This window comes from Sphingomonas sp. SORGH_AS_0870 (assembly GCF_031453175.1).
Classification (GTDB): domain Bacteria; phylum Pseudomonadota; class Alphaproteobacteria; order Sphingomonadales; family Sphingomonadaceae; genus Sphingomonas.
This window is the reverse complement of record NZ_JAVIYW010000002.1, coordinates 288,663-303,537: the sequence shown is the minus strand read 5'-3', so window position 1 is coordinate 303,537 and position 14,875 is coordinate 288,663. Positions and strand designations below refer to the sequence as shown.

Sequence of the window (14,875 nt, the reverse complement as noted above, 5' to 3'; positions counted from 1 at the left end):
TATCGGCGGATCAGAAATCGCCCGCCAGCGACAGGGCCGGACCCGAGTTCGGCGCGGCGCGCCCCGCGATCCTCTGTCGCCAGTCGAGCGACAGGCGCACCCACCGCCCGGCGAGCGGCACGCCCACCCCCAATGTGGGACCGATATCCAGCCGCCGCACCTCGCGCTGCGCCCCGCCCCACAGGCCCAGCCCGAGGTCGATGCCGGCCGCCAGCGGCGTCGTCACCCGGGCCGCGCCGTCGGCAAAGGGCTCGATCCGGGCGCGGGCCACCGCCCCGGCCTGCGCATACAGGGTCAGCGCGAGCCCCGGCGCGACCGGCCGGGGGCCGATCCCCGCCACCGCCAGCAGGGCAGGCCCGCCATCCCCGCCATCCAGCGGGATACGCTGCTCGACCAGCACGCGAACCGGCCTATGGGGAAAGGGGCGCCAGTCGAGCCCCGGCGCGATCTCCCGGCTCATGCCGTTCAACGCCGACGAGACCCGCAGGCTGGCGGACAGGGTGCCGCTTCGGTCGAGGCGACGGAGCAGCCGGACCCCCGCCTGCGAACCGCCCAGTTGTCCGCCAGGCGTCAGCGCATCGCCACCCCTTCGCAGGATGGCCCAGGCGGAGGTGCTCCATCGGTCGGGCGGTGGCGGGCTTTCGGGCAGAAGCGGAATCGCATCCGCCGGCGGGTTTGGTCTCGGCGTGTCGTCCGGGAACGGCATGACGGACGATAGCGGAGGAGTGGCGGGGGCTGGGACGGGGATGGACCGGTTTCGTTCGGGGTGTCGTTCGGTGGGTCGCTCCTTGGCGGCGCCTGGCCGGACCGCGCGCACCGCCACCGGCTGCGCGCCCGACCGCATGGCGAGATGCAGGGTTGGGGGCCGGGCCGCCGTCACCGGCGCATCCGTATCGGGCGGCAGCAGGAAGGCGACCCGTCCCAGCGTCCATAACGCCAGCGTACCCCCCAGGAAGCGCAGCGGCCGCCCGCTCATGGTTGCGGCGACAGGTCTGGAAAGGCGTGGCTGGTCTTGTCCCAGACGACTGGCCGCCCGCGCAGCACGAGAAGATAGCGGAGCAGCGCCCGCGGCGCGGCGGCCAGCGCGACGAAATTGCCGATGACGAAGCGCGGCAGCGACCACAGCGCCTCCCGCCAGCCATAGGCCCGGCCGGTAAAGACCATCCGCATTGTCAATCGCCACCCCAGCAGCAGCGCGTTGATCGCGAACAAGGTGCGGAGCGCCGGGGTGAGCGGTGGCAGCGGATGCCCCTCGACCCACCAGGTCACGATGCCGAACGCCTCGGCGAACAGCCCCAGATAGGCCGCCGCCAGCACCAGCATGGCGAGCGGCGCTCGCCGGTCGCGCAGCCGCCACCAATGATCGCCCAGCGCGGCGGTGCGGCTCCAGCCGGTACGGTCCCAGCCGATCAGAGCGATGCCCGTCATCCACCGCGCCTTTTGCCGGATCGCGGCGATCAGCGTGGCGGGGAAATAGGCGCGCACCGCGACGATGCCGCCCGCCGCTCCGTCGGCGACCCGTGCGAACAGCCCTTCGCCCCCCAGCTCGGCGATGCGCAGACCCAGTTCGTAATCCTCGGTCAGGCTGGTCGAATCGAATGGATCGCCGCCGCGCCGCGCCGCAATCTCGGCCAGCATCGTCGGGGCAATGGCGCAGCCTGTCCCCGCCAGCGGCATCCCCGCCCCGATCCAGGTGCGCACGACCAGCTGCTTCTGATGGCTTTCGGCAAATTCATCAGCATAATGGCCGGACACCAGTCGCGAGCCCGGCACCACCAGCGGCAGCACGGGCAATTGCACCACCGCGCGTCCCTCGATCAGCGTGTCGAACACCGTCAGTTCGTCGGGATGCACGACATCCTCGGCATCGTGCAGGACGATCGCCTTGACCGTGAAATCCTCCGCCACGCGATCCCGCGCCAGCGCGCGCCACAGTGCGTTGAGGCAATCGGCCTTCGTGGTGGGGCCGTCGCGCGGGCCGATGACCAGTCGGACGCGTTCGTCGTGTTGCGCCACATCGGCGGCGGCGGCGATGGTGGCGGGGTCATTGGGGTACAGCCCGACATAAAGCCGGTAATCGGGGTGGCGGAACCGCACCAGCGCCGCCGACAGCATCGCGCCGATCACAGCCGCTTCGTCCCAGGCGGGGATGAAGACGATCATCCTGCCCGGCTCCAGCGGCGGGGGCAGGGCATGGCTGTGGATCGGGGTCGCGCTACGCCTCGCCAGACGCCGCGCCAGATAGAGCAGATCGACCAGAAGATCGTCCAGCCCACCGATCAACAGCCCCGCCGCTGCGAACAGGGTCAGCTCGCGCGCGACGACGGCCATCACCCCCGTGACATCCATCCGGCATTCCCCCTTTGCCGATGCGCGAATGTGACGGCCGGATTGCGGCGGATCAACAGGATTATGGGAAGGCGGATGGTTGCACCGCGTGCTGCGCTGCAACATATAAAAGGGGAAAGGACATCTTCATGGCGCGGACATTTCCCCCCGGCATCGTCCATACCGCGCTGGCGGTGGGCGGCTTTGCGATCGGTACCACCGAATTCGCCGCGATGAGCCTGGAGCCCGATCTGGCGCGCGGGCTGGGCATCGATGCGCCGACTGCGGGCCATGTCATCAGCGCCTATGCGCTGGGCGTCGTGGTGGGCGCGCCGATGCTGGCGGTGCTGTCGGCCCGGCTGGCGCGGCGCACGCTGCTGATCGCGCTGATGCTGATGTTCGCGGTCGGCAACGGCCTGTCCGCGCTGGCGCCCGATTATCACTGGATGCTGTTCTTCCGCTTTCTCAGCGGGCTGCCGCACGGCGCCTATTTCGGGATCGCCGCGCTGGTCGCCGCCTCGCTGGTGCCCGAGGATCGGCGGACGGTCGCGGTCGGGCGGATCATGCTGGGGCTGACGGTGGCGACGGTGATCGGCGTGCCGCTGGCGCAGATGCTGGGGCAGTGGCTCAACTGGCGCTGGGTGTTCGGGGTGGTCGCGGGGCTCGCGCTGCTGACCGCGACCCTGGTCTGGATCGCCGCGCCGCATGACCGGCCGGACGAGGGCGCGACCATCCGGCGCGAGCTGGCGGCGCTGGGGCGCGGGCAGGTCTGGTTGACGCTGGCGATCGGGGCGATCGGCTTCGGCGGCATGTTCGCGGTCTATACCTATCTGGCCGCGACGTTGACCGAGGTGACGGGCATGTCCACCGCGACCATCCCGCTGGTGCTGGCGGTCTTCGGGTTGGGCATGACGATCGGCAATATCGTCGTGCCGCGCTTCGCCGACCGTGCCCTGATGCCGACGGCCGGGGGGCTGCTGCTTTGGTCGGCGGCGATGCTGGCGCTCTATCCGCTGGCGGCGGGGAGCCTGTGGACGATCCTGCCCAATGTCTTCGCCATCGGGCTGGGCGGCGCGCTGGGCACGGTGCTCCAGACGCGGCTGATGGACGTGGCGGGCGAGGGGCAGGGGCTGGCCGCCGCGCTCAACCATTCGGCGTTCAACACCGCCAATGCCATCGGCCCCTGGGCAGGCGGCCTGGCGATCGCACACGGGCTGGGCTGGACCTCGACCGGCTATGTCGGCTGCGGGCTGGCGCTGGGCGGCTTTGCGATCTGGCTGGTCGCGATGCGATTCGCCGGAGACACGCTCAGCGGGCCAGCGGATCGATCGAATCGTCCGGTGCTGTCGCACTGAGGTCTTTCGCCACCGCCTCGACCCGCGCCATCACGCGCAGGATATTGCCGTTGGTCAGCCCCGCGAGATCGGCATCGCTCCAGCCGCGCCGGACCAGCTCGGCCAGCACCAGCGGATAGCCCTCGACGCCGGTCATCCCCTCCGGCCCGGTGCCGTTGATCCCGTCATAATCGCCGCCGAAGCCCACCGCGCCGCGCCCTGCGATCCGGGCGATATGCTCGATATGGTCGGCGACCATCGTCGCGGTCACGCGCGGGGCGGGGTTCGTGGCGTCCCAGGCGACCAGCGGCGCGGGACTGCGCGCGCCATAGACATTGGCGGGCACGCCGACCGATTTCGCGAATGCCGTACGCCGCGCGTCCCAGGCCCGCCAGGCGCTCGACAGAAAGGCGGGATAGCAATTCACCATCACCACCCCGCCGCCCGCGCCGATCCGGCGGAGCAGCGCGTCGGGGATGTTGCGCGGCGCATCCGCCAACGCGCGCGCGTCGGAGTGCGAGGCGATGACCGGCGCCTTGCTGACGTCCAGCACCGCCGCCATCGTCGCGTCCGAGACATGCGCGACATCGACGATCATGCCGATCCGGTTCATCTCCGCCACGACCGCGCGGCCAAAGGCGCTGAGCCCGTTGGCGTGTGGGGCATCGGTCGACGAATCGGCCCAGGCCAGGCTGCGGCCATGAGTCAGCGTCAGATAGGCGACGCCGAGCGCCTTATACTGGCGCAGCACCGACAGCCGCCCGTCGATCTGATGCCCGCCCTCGACCCCGATCAGCGAGGCGACGCGGCCCGTCTGCGCGATCCGGCGGACGTCCCCGGCGGTGCGCGCCATCGCCATCCGGTCGGGATGCGCGGGCGACAAGGCGGTGGACGCGGTCGATCTGTTCCAGCGTCATCTCGACCGCGCGCGGGCCGGTGACGTCGGCGGGAATCCAGACCGACCAGAATTGCCCGCCGACCCCGCCCCGCTTCAGCCGAGGCAGGTCGGTCTGGAGCGGATGGGGCAGCGCGGCGGTGTCGGTCGCGAGCGAGGGCGACTCGGGGGTGACGCCCGTGTCGCGCAACTCCCAGGGCAGGTCGTTATGCCCGTCGACGATCGGCGCACGGGCCAGGACCGAGTCGACGCGGCGCGTGACGGCGGGATCGGCGGCCTGGGCGAGGAAAAGCGCGATCAGCATGTCGGCCGCTGCTCGAATCGGGTGAGCATGGCATCGACCGGCTGCCCGATCGTGTCGACCTGATCGACCCGCGCGGCGGGTGGTCCCGACCGGGCCTCGGCGACGATTGCCGCGACCTTGTCCTCGGGGCCCTGCACCACCGCTTCGACCGAGCCGTCGTCCCGGTTGCGAACCCAGCCGGTCAGCCCCAGCGCTTCGGCACGGCCGAGGAACCAGTAGCGATATCCGACGCCCTGCACGCGTCCGGTGATGCGAAGATGACGGCCGATCATGGCGGCAAGTGTCGCGCGGGTGGCGGGCAAAGGGAAGTTCTTATTCCTCCCCAGCAAGGGGAGGGGGACCGGCGAAGCTGGTGGAGGGGTGTCGCACTCTCGTTGGCGCTGACACCCCTCCGTCAGGCCTTCGGCCTGCCACCTCCCCTTGCCGGGGAGGAATGTTGGTTTCCGTGGAGGAGAAACCCTCTCCGCGTCCTCCGCGCCAACTATTCTCAGACCTTGTCGGTCAGTTCCGGGACGACGGTGAAAAGATCGCCGACCAGACCGATGTCCGCCACCTGGAAGATCGGCGCATCCTCGTCCTTGTTGATCGCGACGATGACCTTAGAGTCCTTCATCCCCGCCAGATGCTGGATCGCGCCCGAGATACCGACCGCGACATAGACTTCGGGTGCGACGATCTTGCCGGTCTGGCCGACCTGATAGTCGTTGGGGGCATAGCCCGCATCGACCGCCGCACGGGATGCGCCGACAGCCGCGCCCAGCTTGTCGGCGAGCGGATCGATCAGCGCGTGGAACTGCTCTTCCGAGCCCAGCGCGCGGCCGCCCGAGACGATGACCTTGGCGCTGGTCAGCTCGGGCCGGGCATTCTCGGCCTTTTCCGCGCCGACGAAGCGGGACTTGGCCGCATCGCCGGTCGAGCCGACCGCCTCGATGGTGCCCGAGCCACCCTCGGCCGCCGCTTTTTCAAAGGCAGTGGTGCGGACGGTCAGGACCAGCTTGGTGTCGCTGGTCTTGACGGTCGCGATCGCATTGCCCGCATAGATGGGGCGGGTGAAGCTGTCCGGCCCCTCGACCGACAGGATGTCCGAAATCTGCATCACGTCGATGAGGGCGGCGACGCGCGGGGCGATATTCTTGCCCGTCGTGGTCGACGGCGCGAGGAAGGCGTCGTGATGCCCCATCAACTCGGCCACCAGCGGCGCGACATTCTCGGCGAGCGCGTTGGCGTATGCCGCATCGTCGGCGACATGGACCTTGCCGACGCCCACGATCTTCGCGGCGGCCTGCGCGACGCCGTCCACACCCTGCCCTGCGACGATCAAGTGCACCTCGCCCAGCTTGGCGGCCGCCGTGACGGTTGCCAGCGTGGCATCCTTGACGGTCCCGCCGTCATGCTCGACCCAAACCAGCGTCTTCACTTGGCCACTCCCAGTGCTTTCAGTTTCTCGACCAACTCATCGACCGAGCCGACCTTGACGCCCGCCTGGCGCTTGCCGGGCTCCGCGACATGGGTGATCGTCAGCCGGGGCGCGATGTCGACGCCGTAATCGGCCGCAGTCTTGGTCGCCATCGGCTTGGACTTGGCCTTCATGATATTGGGCAGTGAGGCATAGCGCGGCTCGTTGAGGCGCAGGTCGGTGGTGACGATCGCAGGCAGCGTCAGCGCCACCGTCTCCAGACCGCCATCGACCTCGCGGGTGACGTTGGCGCTGTCACCCTCGATCTCGACCTTCGACGCGAACGTCCCCTGCGCCCAGCCGAGCAGGCCCGCCAACATCTGCCCGGTCTGGTTGTTGTCGCCGTCGATCGCCTGCTTGCCCAGGATCACGAGGCCGGGCTGTTCCTCCTCGACCACCTTGGCGAGCAGCTTGGCGACGCCCAGCGGCTCGGGCGCCTGGTCGGCGGTAATCAGGATCGCCCGGTCCGCGCCCATGGCGAGCGCGGTGCGCAGCGTGTCCGCCGCCTTGGGCTCGCCGATCGAGACGACGACCACTTCGGTCGCCGCCCCCTTCTCCTTCAGCCGGATCGCCTCTTCCACCGCGATCTCGTCGAACGGGTTCATGCTCATCTTCACGTTCGCCAGATCGACGCCCGTCCCGTCCGCCTTCACGCGCGGCTTCACGTTATAATCCAACACCCGCTTCACGGGCACGACGATCTTCATCGCGATTCCTTCCCGGCTGGATAGCCCATCATGCCGCCGTCTTTGGCGGGCTTGCGACCGCATCGCAAGAGTTACGCCCGACCAACGAGAAAGGGGCCCGGACGTTTCCGCCCGAGCCCCCCTATATCGGTCCGTCAGGGCCGAAGGTGCGGTTTAGGCGACCTTCTGAACCTCGGCGACGATCTTCTTGGCGGCGTCGCCCAGATCGTTGGCGGGGACGATGGCGAGACCCGAATTGGCGAGGATTTCCTTGCCCTTCTCGACATTCGTACCCTCGAGGCGGACGACCAGCGGAACCTGCAGGTTCACTTCCTTCGCCGCCGCGACGATGCCGTCGGCGATGATGTCGCAGCGCATGATGCCGCCGAAGATGTTGACCAGAATGCCCTTCACGGCCGGATCGCTCAGGATGATCTTGAACGCCGCGGTGACCTTCTCCTTGTTCGCGCCGCCGCCGACGTCGAGGAAGTTGGCCGGGAACATGCCGTTCAGCTTGATGATGTCCATCGTCGCCATGGCGAGGCCGGCGCCGTTGACCATGCAGCCAATGTCACCGTCGAGCTTGATGTAGGCCAGGTCGTACTTCGACGCCTCCAGCTCCATCGCGTCTTCTTCGGTGGTGTCGCGCAGTTCCATCAGGTCCTTGTGACGGAACATCGCGTTGCCGTCGAAGCCGACCTTGGCGTCGAGCACCATCAGCTTGCCGTCCTCGGTGACGGCGAGCGGGTTGATCTCGATCTGCTCGGCATCGGTGCCCAGGAACGCGGCGTACAGCTTCGACGCGACGTTCGCGGCCTGCTTGGCGAGGTCGCCGGTCAGCTCCAGCGCGGCGGCGACGGCGCGGCCGTGATGCGGCATGAAGCCGGTCGCGGTGTCGATGTCGATCGAGTGGATCTTCTCGGGCGTGTCATGCGCCACGGTCTCGATGTCCATGCCGCCCTCGGTCGAGGCGACCATCGAGACACGGCCGGTCGCGCGGTTGACGAGCAGCGCGAGGTAGAATTCCTTGGCGATATCGACGCCGTCGGTCACGTACAGGCGGTTGACCTGCTTGCCCGCTTCGCCGGTCTGGATGGTGACCAGCGTGTTGCCCAGCATGTCGGTGGCGTGCGCACGGACTTCCTCGGCGGTCTTGGCCAGGCGGACACCGCCCTTGGCGTTGGGGCCGAGTTCCTTGAACTTGCCCTTGCCGCGGCCGCCCGCATGGATCTGCGCCTTGACGACGTAGAGCGGTCCGGGGAGCTTGGACGACGCCTCGACGGCCTCCTCGACGGTCATCGCGGCGAAGCCGGCGGGGACGGGCACGCCGAACTTGGCGAGCAATTCCTTGGCCTGATATTCGTGGATGTTCATGCGCTAGCCTTCCGCCTCTCGGGTGGTTCTAGGGAAATTGCTTCGCGCTAAAGCACAGGCCGGGCCACAAATCCACCCCGAAAGCGTTCTATTGCAATTGCATCGCAAGTGCGAAATGCGGCGCGTCATGCCGTTCGATCCGCGCGATGTATGGAAATGCGAGCAAATTCCGTGCGGCTGTTCTATATCGGTCCGATGCACTGGGCTCTCGGCATTCTCCTGTTCCTCGGCACCGTGATCTTCATGGAGGGATTCGCCTATGCGGCGCATCGCTGGATCATGCATGGGCCGGGCTGGTTCCTGCACGAAAGCCATCATCGTCCGCGCACCGGCAACTGGGAGCTGAACGACCTGTACGCGGCGATCTTCGCCGTGCCGTCCTTCGTGATGATCCTGGGCGGCGCGCAGCTGGGCTGGTGGAGCGGCTTCACCTGGATCGGGGCAGGGATCGCGGCCTATGGCGCAATCTATTTCGGGTTCCACGACGTGATCGTGCACAAGCGACTGCCGACCCGTTATCTGCCCAAGTCCGATTACATGAAGCGGATCATCCAGGCGCATCGGCTGCACCATGTCGTGGAAACCAAGCAGGGCACGGTCAGTTTCGGTTTCCTGGTCGCGCCGCGCCCCGAAGCGTTGAAGGCGGAGTTGAAGCGCCGGGCGCATGCCGGGGTGCGGCGACCGGCCGGCGCGGCGGACGTCCGGGATGCCGCGTTGACGGAAAAGTAACCTTGTTTGGCCATAGCGGGAGCGTCATGGAAAAACCGGTCTTCACACCGCCCTTCGAGCCCGTCCAAGGCCAGGAACTTCGCCGCTCGCTTCGGCAGGCGGTGCGGATGCGGGCCCATCTGCGCGACAAGGGGCAGACCCGGTTCGAGATCGACGTGGTCGACCTGTCGCAAGAGGGCTTCCGGGCCGAGACCAGCTTCACCCTATGGCCGGGTACGATCGTTTGGCTGACCCTGCCGGGGCTCGCCCCGCTGGAGGCGGTGATCGCCTGGCGCGACCGGTTCAAATATGGCTGTGCCTTTTCCAAGCCGCTTCACCCGGCGGTGTTCGAGCATATCGTCGCGCTGGGCAATCGCTGACTCCTTCTAGAGCGGGCGCCGTGATCGTCTCGCCTAGACTCGACCCTCCCCCATCCCCTCCCGCCTGCGGGAGGGGCGTGCCTGGTTCGACCGGCTTGCGTGTATTCTAAGCCCCTCCTCCCGGTAGGGGGGAGGGGTTTGGGGTGGGGGCCAGCCGCGCACGAAACGCATGCGACTTGCACCCGTCAAAGACTCAATCGAACAGGCTCGACACGCTCGTCTCGTCCGCGATGCGCTTGATCGCCTCGCCCAGCAGCGGGGCGATGGGCAGGTGCCGGATCTTGGCGGTGGTGCCGATCGAGTCGTGGTTGCCGATCGAGTCGGTGATGACCAGCTCGCGCAGTTCCGAACCATCGACGCGCGCCACCGCGCCGCCCGACAGGACGCCGTGGGTGACATAGGCGACGACGTCCTGCGCCCCCGCCTGGCGCAAAGCGGCCGCCGCGTTGCACAGCGTGCCCGCCGAGTCGACGATATCGTCGATCAGGATGCAGAAGCGCCCTTCGACGTCGCCGATGATGTTCATCACCTCCGACTCGCCCGCGCGCTCGCGACGCTTGTCGACGATGGCGAGCGGCGCGTTGTTGAGCCGCTTGGCGAGCTGGCGCGCGCGGACCACGCCGCCGACGTCGGGCGACACGACCATCAGATTGTCGTTCTTGAACCGCGCCAGAATGTCCGCCGACATGACCGGCGCGGCATAGAGATTGTCGGTCGGGATATCGAAGAATCCCTGGATCTGCCCGGCGTGCAGGTCGACCGACAGGACGCGGTCGGCGCCCGCGACGGTGATCAGGTTCGCCACCAGCTTGGCCGAGATCGGCGTGCGGGGCCCAGGCTTCCGGTCCTGGCGGGCATAGCCGAAATAGGGGATCACCGCCGTGATGCGGCTGGCCGACGCGCGCTTCAGCGCGTCGATCATGATGAGGAGTTCCATGAGGTTGTCGTTGACCGGATAGCCGGTCGACTGGATCACGAACACGTCCTCGCCGCGCACATTCTCCTGGATCTCGACGAAGATCTCCTCGTCGGCGAAGCGGCGCACCAGCGCTTCCGTCAGCGGCACCTCCAGATAGGAGGAGATCGCCTTCGCCAGCGGCAGGTTGGAATTGCCGGTCATCAATTTCATGGTGTCACCCGTCCCCGCAGACAGCCCGTTACTCGCGGCCCCTTTAATCGCGCTGTCACAATAGCGCAAAGGCGATTCCCGGATTATGGCGCCAGGCATGACCGTGACCCGTTTCGCTCCCTCGCCCACCGGGCGGCTGCATGTCGGCAATATCCGCACCGCGCTGCACAACTGGATATATGCGCGAAAGGCCGGCGGGCGCTTCCTGCTGCGCATCGACGACACCGATGCCGAGCGGAGCGAGGAACGCTATGTCGATGCGATCCGGGCGGATTTGCAGTGGCTGGGGCTGATCCCGGATGCGGAGGTCCGCCAGTCGCAGCGTTTCGCGCTATACGAGGCGCGCTTTGCCGAGCTGGTCGCGAGCGGCCATGTCTATCCCGCCTATGAAAGCGCGCAGGAGCTCGACCTGAAGCGCAAGATTCAGCTCGGGCGCGGCCTGCCCCCCGGTGTACGACCGCGCCGCGCTGGCCCTGACCGACGAGGATCGGGCGAAGCTGGAAGGCGAGGGCGTTCGCCCGCACTGGCGGTTCAAGCTCGATCACGGCGCGGTGATCGAATGGGACGATGCGGTGCGCGGGGCCCAGCGCTTCGACCCCGCGACGATGAGCGATCCGGTGATCCGCCGGGCGGACGGGACGTGGCTCTACATGCTCCCCTCGGTCATCGACGATATCGACATGGGCGTGACCCAGGTGGTGCGTGGCGAGGACCATGTCTCCAACACCGCGCTCCAGATCCAGATGTTCCAGGCGCTGGGGGCCGAACTGCCGCGCTTCGCCCATGCCGCGCTGCTGACCGGCAACGAGGGCAAGCTGTCCAAGCGACTCGGCTCGCTGGGCGTCGATCACTTCCGCGAGATCGGCATCGAACCGCAGGCGGTGCGCGCGCTCCTCGCACGGATCGGGACCAGCGATCCGGTCGAGCCGGTCGCCGACATGGCGCCGCTGATCGCCGGGTTCGACTTCACGCGCTTCGGCCGGGCGCCCGCGCGGTTCGACGAGGGCGAACTGGCGCAGCTGAATGCGCGTATCCTGCACCAGACGCCTTATGGAGCGGTCGCCGAGCGGTTGCCCACCGGCATGGGCGAGGCGGAATGGGAGGCGGTGCGCCCGAACCTCGCCACCGTCGCCGAGGCGGCGGACTGGTGGCAGGTGATCGAGGGGCCGGTCGATGCGCCGGAGCCCGCCGGGGACGACCGCGCCTATCTGGCGCAGGCGGCGGAGGTCGCCGCGCGGATCGACTGGGCGAACGACCCCTGGCACGCGCTGACCGCCGCGCTGAAGGACGCCACGGGGCGCAAGGGCAAGACGCTGTTCCTGCCGCTGCGCCTCGCGCTGACCGGCCGCGCGCAGGGGCCGGACATGGCCGCGCTCCTGCCGCTGATCGGGCGCGACCGGACGATCGCACGGCTGAACGGCTGATTGCGGCTTCGGCCTTTCATTACCGACCGCCCTCGCCCACATAGGGTGGGCAACACGTAAAGGAGCGTCTTTTGGCCACGTTGGGAATGTCGCCCGCCGAGAAGGAGGCCGTCACCGCCTTCCGCCGCGATGTCGTAGAGCCGTCGATGACCAAGCTGGTCATCCTCGATTTCTGGGCCGAATGGTGCGGGCCGTGCAAGGCGCTGGGCCCGACGCTGGAAAAGGTCGCGGCCGACTATGCCGACAAGGGCGTGGTGCTGGCCAAGATCGACACCGACAAGAACCAGTTCATCGCCAACCAATTCCAGATCCGCTCGATCCCCACCGTCTATGCGATGTTCCAGGGCCAGCTGGTCGCCGACCTGACCAGCGCACGTACCGACAGCGCGCTGCGTGCGACGCTGGACCAGCTGCTCAAGCAGTTGCCGATCCAGTCGGAGGCGGCGGACGCGGCGGCCGAGCTGGAACCGCTGATCGCGATGGGCGAGGAAGTGCTGGAGGCCGGTGACGCCGAGCGCGCGGTGTCGATCTTCCAGCAGCTGCTCGACATGGCGCCCGACCATCCCGCCGTGCTGTCGGGGCATATCCGCGCGCTGCTCGGCGCGGGTCGGATCGAGGAGGCGGAGGCCGCGACCGAGGCGCTGCCGCAGGAGCTGGCCAAAGACCCCGCCATCCACCGCGCGATGGCCGCCGTCGCGCTGGCGCGTTCGGCCCCGCCGGCGGCGGATTATGCCGGTCTGGCGGCCGAGGTCGCGGCCGATCCGGATGATCACGAGAAGCGGTTCGCGCTGGCGAACGCGCAGATGGCGGCGGGCGACCGTGACGGTGCGGCGGACAATCTGCTCCACATCGTCGCCGCCGACCGCAGCTGGAACGAGGACGCCGCGCGCCAGCAGCTGCTCAAGCTGTTCGAGGTGGTCGGCCTGACCGATCCCTGGGTGTCGCAGCAGCGGCGGCGGCTGTCCGCCATCCTGTTCGGATAACGCCCCATGGCGCGGCTCTCGATCTTTCCGCTGGCGGGTGCGATCCTCTTTCCGGGGATGCCGCTGCCGCTGCACATCTTCGAGCCGCGCTACCGGGCGCTCGTCTCCGACGCGATGGCGCGCGACCGGCGGATCGGCATGGTCCAGCCCTCGGGCGATGGCGATACGCCCAGCCTCTACCAGATGGGCTGTGTCGGCCGCATCGCCGAGGTCGAGGCGATGGAGGATGGCCGCTACAACCTCGTGCTGGAGGGGGTGTCGCTGTTCCGCATCGTCCGCGAGCTGACGGTGACGACGCCCTTCCGCCAGGTCGAGGCGGAGTTGCTGCCGGTCGTGGACGAGGATTTGTTGTCGCTCGGCCGCCGCGCCTCGCTGGAGCAGGAGTCGCGCCGCTTCGCCGAGCTTCAGGGCTATGCGGTCGACTGGGACGCGGTCGGGCGGCTGGATGACGAGAGCCTGGTCAACGGCATCGCGCAGATCGCGCCCTTCGACATCGCCGCCAAGCAGGCGCTGCTCGAGGCGCCCGATCTGGAGCAGCGCGCCGAGCTGATCATCCAGCTGATGCAATTTTTCGGTCGCCATGACGGCGAGGATCGGGTGACGCTGCAATGAGCCTGGACCCCTGGCTGCTCGAACGGCTGGTCTGCCCGGTGACGCGGACGCCGCTGCGCTATGACGAGGCCGCGCGCGAACTGGTGTCGGAGGCGGCGGGGCTGGCCTATCCGATCCGCGACGGCGTGCCGGTGATGCTGGTCGAGGAAGCGCGGGAACTCTGATCCCCACTCTGCACCGCACCTCCGTTCGCACTGAGCGAAGTCGAAGTGCACGTTCCGCGCTCATTGCGAAGGTTTCCCTTAGCCTTCGACTTCGCTCAGGCTGAACGGAGGGTGGGGGCTGGTCAGATGAGTCTGCCCAGCAACGCTACCAGCACGATGACCAGCGCCGCCACGCTGGAATAAAAGGTGAGCGCAAATCCAAACGCCCGCGCCGTCGCACCCCGCGCGTAATTCGCCCAGAACAGCGTCCGCCCGACCGAGAACAACGCCGCCAGCATCGGCACCATCGCCCCCGATCCCTCCACCACCCAGGCGAGCGCCAGATAGGCCGGGATCGCCAGCACCACCTGTTCCAGCGTGTTGCGCAGCACCGCAATGGCCACCGCTACTCGCGGCGAATCGGGACTGCCGCTCGCCGCGCTGTCGATATCGGCGGGCGAGTCGAAGCGCAGCGCCGCGACATGGCCGATCGCCGCCGCCAGCCACAGTGCCGCGACCGTCGAAGCCGCCACCGCGCGCAGCACCCGGTCGGTCGCGGACAGGGGATGGCCCAGGCTCAAGCTGACCGCCAGGGTCAACAGCACGACCGACAGCGCGGCGGCCATGCCACGGGCTACGCCGGTCTGGCGGCGGTCGCGGATCGGATGGCGGACGGGTCGGGTGGGATAATCAGGCCCAGGGATCATAGCTGCCGAAACTCCAGACATGGCCTTCCGGGTCCCGCACGGCATAGCCGCGGCCGCCATGGGGCTTGTCCTCGGGCTCGGCGATGATCGTCGCACCCGCGGCGCGTGCCTGGTCGGCATGGGCATCGACATCGGCGACGACCAGATACAGGTCCATCGTCACCCCGCCCGCCTGGGTCGGCGTCTTCGATCCCGCCGCGACGGCATGGGGCGTGAACAGCGCGCTCGACACCATCACCATGCGGTCCTGCCACACCAGTTGGGCATGATGGATGATGGTCGGATCGTCGGGATCGGCAAAGACCGCCTGCCGCACGAAGCCGAAGGCGGTGCAGAGAAATTCGATGGCGCGCGGGGCATCCTCGTACCGGAGGCAGGGGATGATCTCGTGCCGCATCGAATCGCTCCTGAT

The 14,875-nt window shown here is 68.3% G+C and carries 17 protein-coding genes and 1 pseudogene; 7 read left to right on the top strand and 11 right to left on the bottom strand.

All coding sequences use genetic code 11. The features are described from left to right. Nucleotides 1-10: 10 nt before the first annotated feature. Both QE363_RS01830 and QE363_RS01825 read right to left on the bottom strand, forming a co-directional pair. Nucleotides 11-976 (bottom strand): hypothetical protein, encoded by a 966-nt coding sequence (locus QE363_RS01830; RefSeq protein ID WP_309691290.1) that lies wholly within the window; start codon nt 974-976, stop codon nt 11-13. Beyond that, nucleotides 973-2,349 carry a glycosyl transferase family protein gene (locus tag QE363_RS01825; RefSeq protein ID WP_309691287.1) on the bottom strand — a complete coding sequence of 459 codons (1,377 nt, stop codon included), beginning with the start codon at nt 2,347-2,349 and terminating at the stop codon, nt 973-975. The genes QE363_RS01830 and QE363_RS01825 overlap by 4 nt, the downstream gene beginning before the upstream one ends. 128 nt (nt 2,350-2,477) lie before the next feature. Here QE363_RS01825 and QE363_RS01820 point away from each other — a divergent pair, with 128 nt between their 5' ends. After that, a complete protein-coding gene (locus QE363_RS01820; protein ID WP_309691285.1) occupies nt 2,478-3,683 on the top strand; it encodes an MFS transporter in 1,206 nt (401 codons plus the stop codon). On the opposite strand, the gene QE363_RS01815 is transcribed toward QE363_RS01820, so the two are convergent. The 6 genes from QE363_RS01815 to sucC all read right to left on the bottom strand — a co-directional run bounded on the left by QE363_RS01815 (nt 3,637) and on the right by sucC (nt 8,377). Then, on the bottom strand, nt 3,637-4,515 hold the full coding sequence (locus QE363_RS01815) for a membrane dipeptidase (protein ID WP_309691283.1): 879 nt from the start codon (nt 4,513-4,515) through the stop codon (nt 3,637-3,639). The two genes, QE363_RS01820 and QE363_RS01815, sit on opposite strands and share 47 nt — an antisense overlap. After that, on the bottom strand, nt 4,397-4,861 hold the full coding sequence (locus QE363_RS01810) for a membrane dipeptidase (protein ID WP_309691280.1): 465 nt from the start codon (nt 4,859-4,861) through the stop codon (nt 4,397-4,399). The genes QE363_RS01815 and QE363_RS01810 overlap by 119 nt, the downstream gene beginning before the upstream one ends. Next, nucleotides 4,855-5,163, bottom strand: a complete 309-nt coding sequence (locus tag QE363_RS01805; RefSeq protein ID WP_405053156.1) for an acylphosphatase — start codon at nt 5,161-5,163, stop codon at nt 4,855-4,857. The genes QE363_RS01810 and QE363_RS01805 overlap by 7 nt, the downstream gene beginning before the upstream one ends. A 185-nt stretch (nt 5,164-5,348) precedes the next feature. Then, entirely contained in the window at nt 5,349-6,278 is a 930-nt protein-coding gene (locus tag QE363_RS01800) for an electron transfer flavoprotein subunit alpha/FixB family protein (protein WP_309691277.1), read from the bottom strand. After that, nucleotides 6,275-7,024: an electron transfer flavoprotein subunit beta/FixA family protein gene (locus QE363_RS01795; protein ID WP_309691274.1), complete on the bottom strand. Its 750-nt coding sequence runs from the start codon at nt 7,022-7,024 to the stop codon at nt 6,275-6,277. Before QE363_RS01795 ends, QE363_RS01800 begins: the two co-directional genes overlap by 4 nt. A gap of 153 nt (nt 7,025-7,177) precedes the next feature. Then, complete coding sequence (sucC, locus tag QE363_RS01790; RefSeq protein WP_309691271.1) at nt 7,178-8,377, bottom strand: ADP-forming succinate--CoA ligase subunit beta; 1,200 nt, start codon at nt 8,375-8,377, stop codon at nt 7,178-7,180. A gap of 195 nt (nt 8,378-8,572) precedes the next feature. Here sucC and QE363_RS01785 point away from each other — a divergent pair, with 195 nt between their 5' ends. Both QE363_RS01785 and QE363_RS01780 read left to right on the top strand, forming a co-directional pair. Beyond that, nucleotides 8,573-9,106: a sterol desaturase family protein gene (locus QE363_RS01785; protein WP_309698042.1), complete on the top strand. Its 534-nt coding sequence runs from the start codon at nt 8,573-8,575 to the stop codon at nt 9,104-9,106. Nucleotides 9,107-9,132: 26 nt separating this feature from the next. Continuing rightward, nucleotides 9,133-9,465 carry a pilus assembly protein PilZ gene (locus tag QE363_RS01780; RefSeq protein WP_307101732.1) on the top strand — a complete coding sequence of 111 codons (333 nt, stop codon included), beginning with the start codon at nt 9,133-9,135 and terminating at the stop codon, nt 9,463-9,465. 193 nt (nt 9,466-9,658) lie between these two features. Here QE363_RS01780 and QE363_RS01775 read toward each other — a convergent pair whose 3' ends face one another. After that, complete coding sequence (locus QE363_RS01775; RefSeq protein WP_309691267.1) at nt 9,659-10,594, bottom strand: ribose-phosphate pyrophosphokinase; 936 nt, start codon at nt 10,592-10,594, stop codon at nt 9,659-9,661. A gap of 97 nt (nt 10,595-10,691) precedes the next feature. On the opposite strand from QE363_RS01775, the pseudogene gltX reads away from it, so the two are divergent. The 4 genes and pseudogenes from gltX (at nt 10,692) to QE363_RS01755 (ending at nt 13,777) form a co-directional block, all read left to right on the top strand. Beyond that, nucleotides 10,692-12,018: pseudogene (gene gltX, locus QE363_RS01770) on the top strand (glutamate--tRNA ligase). Nucleotides 12,019-12,104: 86 nt separating this feature from the next. After that, the gene (locus QE363_RS01765) at nt 12,105-13,001 is read left to right on the top strand and encodes a tetratricopeptide repeat protein (protein ID WP_309698040.1); all 897 of its coding nucleotides are present in this window, start codon (nt 12,105-12,107) and stop codon (nt 12,999-13,001) included. A 6-nt stretch (nt 13,002-13,007) separates the two neighbouring features. Next, complete coding sequence (locus QE363_RS01760) at nt 13,008-13,613, top strand: LON peptidase substrate-binding domain-containing protein (RefSeq protein ID WP_307101727.1); 606 nt, start codon at nt 13,008-13,010, stop codon at nt 13,611-13,613. Then, complete coding sequence (locus QE363_RS01755; RefSeq protein WP_309691260.1) at nt 13,610-13,777, top strand: Trm112 family protein; 168 nt, start codon at nt 13,610-13,612, stop codon at nt 13,775-13,777. The genes QE363_RS01760 and QE363_RS01755 overlap by 4 nt, the downstream gene beginning before the upstream one ends. A 122-nt stretch (nt 13,778-13,899) precedes the next feature. Here QE363_RS01755 and QE363_RS01750 read toward each other — a convergent pair whose 3' ends face one another. Continuing rightward, nucleotides 13,900-14,463, bottom strand: coding sequence for an MAPEG family protein (locus QE363_RS01750; protein WP_309691257.1), 564 nt, complete (start codon nt 14,461-14,463; stop codon nt 13,900-13,902). Continuing rightward, complete coding sequence (locus tag QE363_RS01745) at nt 14,447-14,860, bottom strand: VOC family protein (protein ID WP_309691255.1); 414 nt, start codon at nt 14,858-14,860, stop codon at nt 14,447-14,449. The genes QE363_RS01750 and QE363_RS01745 overlap by 17 nt, the downstream gene beginning before the upstream one ends. Nucleotides 14,861-14,875: the final 15 nt, after the last annotated feature.

What these genes read in the sequence shown, in the direction of transcription:
- QE363_RS01780 (WP_307101732.1), top strand. Translation starts at nt 9,133, where the DNA reads ATGGAAAAACCGGTCTTCACACCGCCCTTCGAGCCCGTCCAAGGCCAG.
- QE363_RS01755 (WP_309691260.1), top strand. Translation starts at nt 13,610, where the DNA reads ATGAGCCTGGACCCCTGGCTGCTCGAACGGCTGGTCTGCCCGGTGACG.
- QE363_RS01765 (WP_309698040.1), top strand. Translation starts at nt 12,105, where the DNA reads ATGTCGCCCGCCGAGAAGGAGGCCGTCACCGCCTTCCGCCGCGATGTC.
- QE363_RS01745 (WP_309691255.1), bottom strand. Translation starts at nt 14,860, where the DNA reads ATGCGGCACGAGATCATCCCCTGCCTCCGGTACGAGGATGCCCCGCGC.
- sucC (WP_309691271.1), bottom strand. Translation starts at nt 8,377, where the DNA reads ATGAACATCCACGAATATCAGGCCAAGGAATTGCTCGCCAAGTTCGGC.
- QE363_RS01830 (WP_309691290.1), bottom strand. Translation starts at nt 976, where the DNA reads ATGAGCGGGCGGCCGCTGCGCTTCCTGGGGGGTACGCTGGCGTTATGG.
- QE363_RS01825 (WP_309691287.1), bottom strand. Translation starts at nt 2,349, where the DNA reads ATGGATGTCACGGGGGTGATGGCCGTCGTCGCGCGCGAGCTGACCCTG.
- QE363_RS01750 (WP_309691257.1), bottom strand. Translation starts at nt 14,463, where the DNA reads ATGATCCCTGGGCCTGATTATCCCACCCGACCCGTCCGCCATCCGATC.
- QE363_RS01820 (WP_309691285.1), top strand. Translation starts at nt 2,478, where the DNA reads ATGGCGCGGACATTTCCCCCCGGCATCGTCCATACCGCGCTGGCGGTG.
- QE363_RS01795 (WP_309691274.1), bottom strand. Translation starts at nt 7,024, where the DNA reads ATGAAGATCGTCGTGCCCGTGAAGCGGGTGTTGGATTATAACGTGAAG.
- QE363_RS01775 (WP_309691267.1), bottom strand. Translation starts at nt 10,594, where the DNA reads ATGAAATTGATGACCGGCAATTCCAACCTGCCGCTGGCGAAGGCGATC.
- QE363_RS01810 (WP_309691280.1), bottom strand. Translation starts at nt 4,861, where the DNA reads ATGCTGATCGCGCTTTTCCTCGCCCAGGCCGCCGATCCCGCCGTCACG.
- QE363_RS01815 (WP_309691283.1), bottom strand. Translation starts at nt 4,515, where the DNA reads ATGGCGCGCACCGCCGGGGACGTCCGCCGGATCGCGCAGACGGGCCGC.
- QE363_RS01785 (WP_309698042.1), top strand. Translation starts at nt 8,573, where the DNA reads ATGCACTGGGCTCTCGGCATTCTCCTGTTCCTCGGCACCGTGATCTTC.
- QE363_RS01760 (WP_307101727.1), top strand. Translation starts at nt 13,008, where the DNA reads ATGGCGCGGCTCTCGATCTTTCCGCTGGCGGGTGCGATCCTCTTTCCG.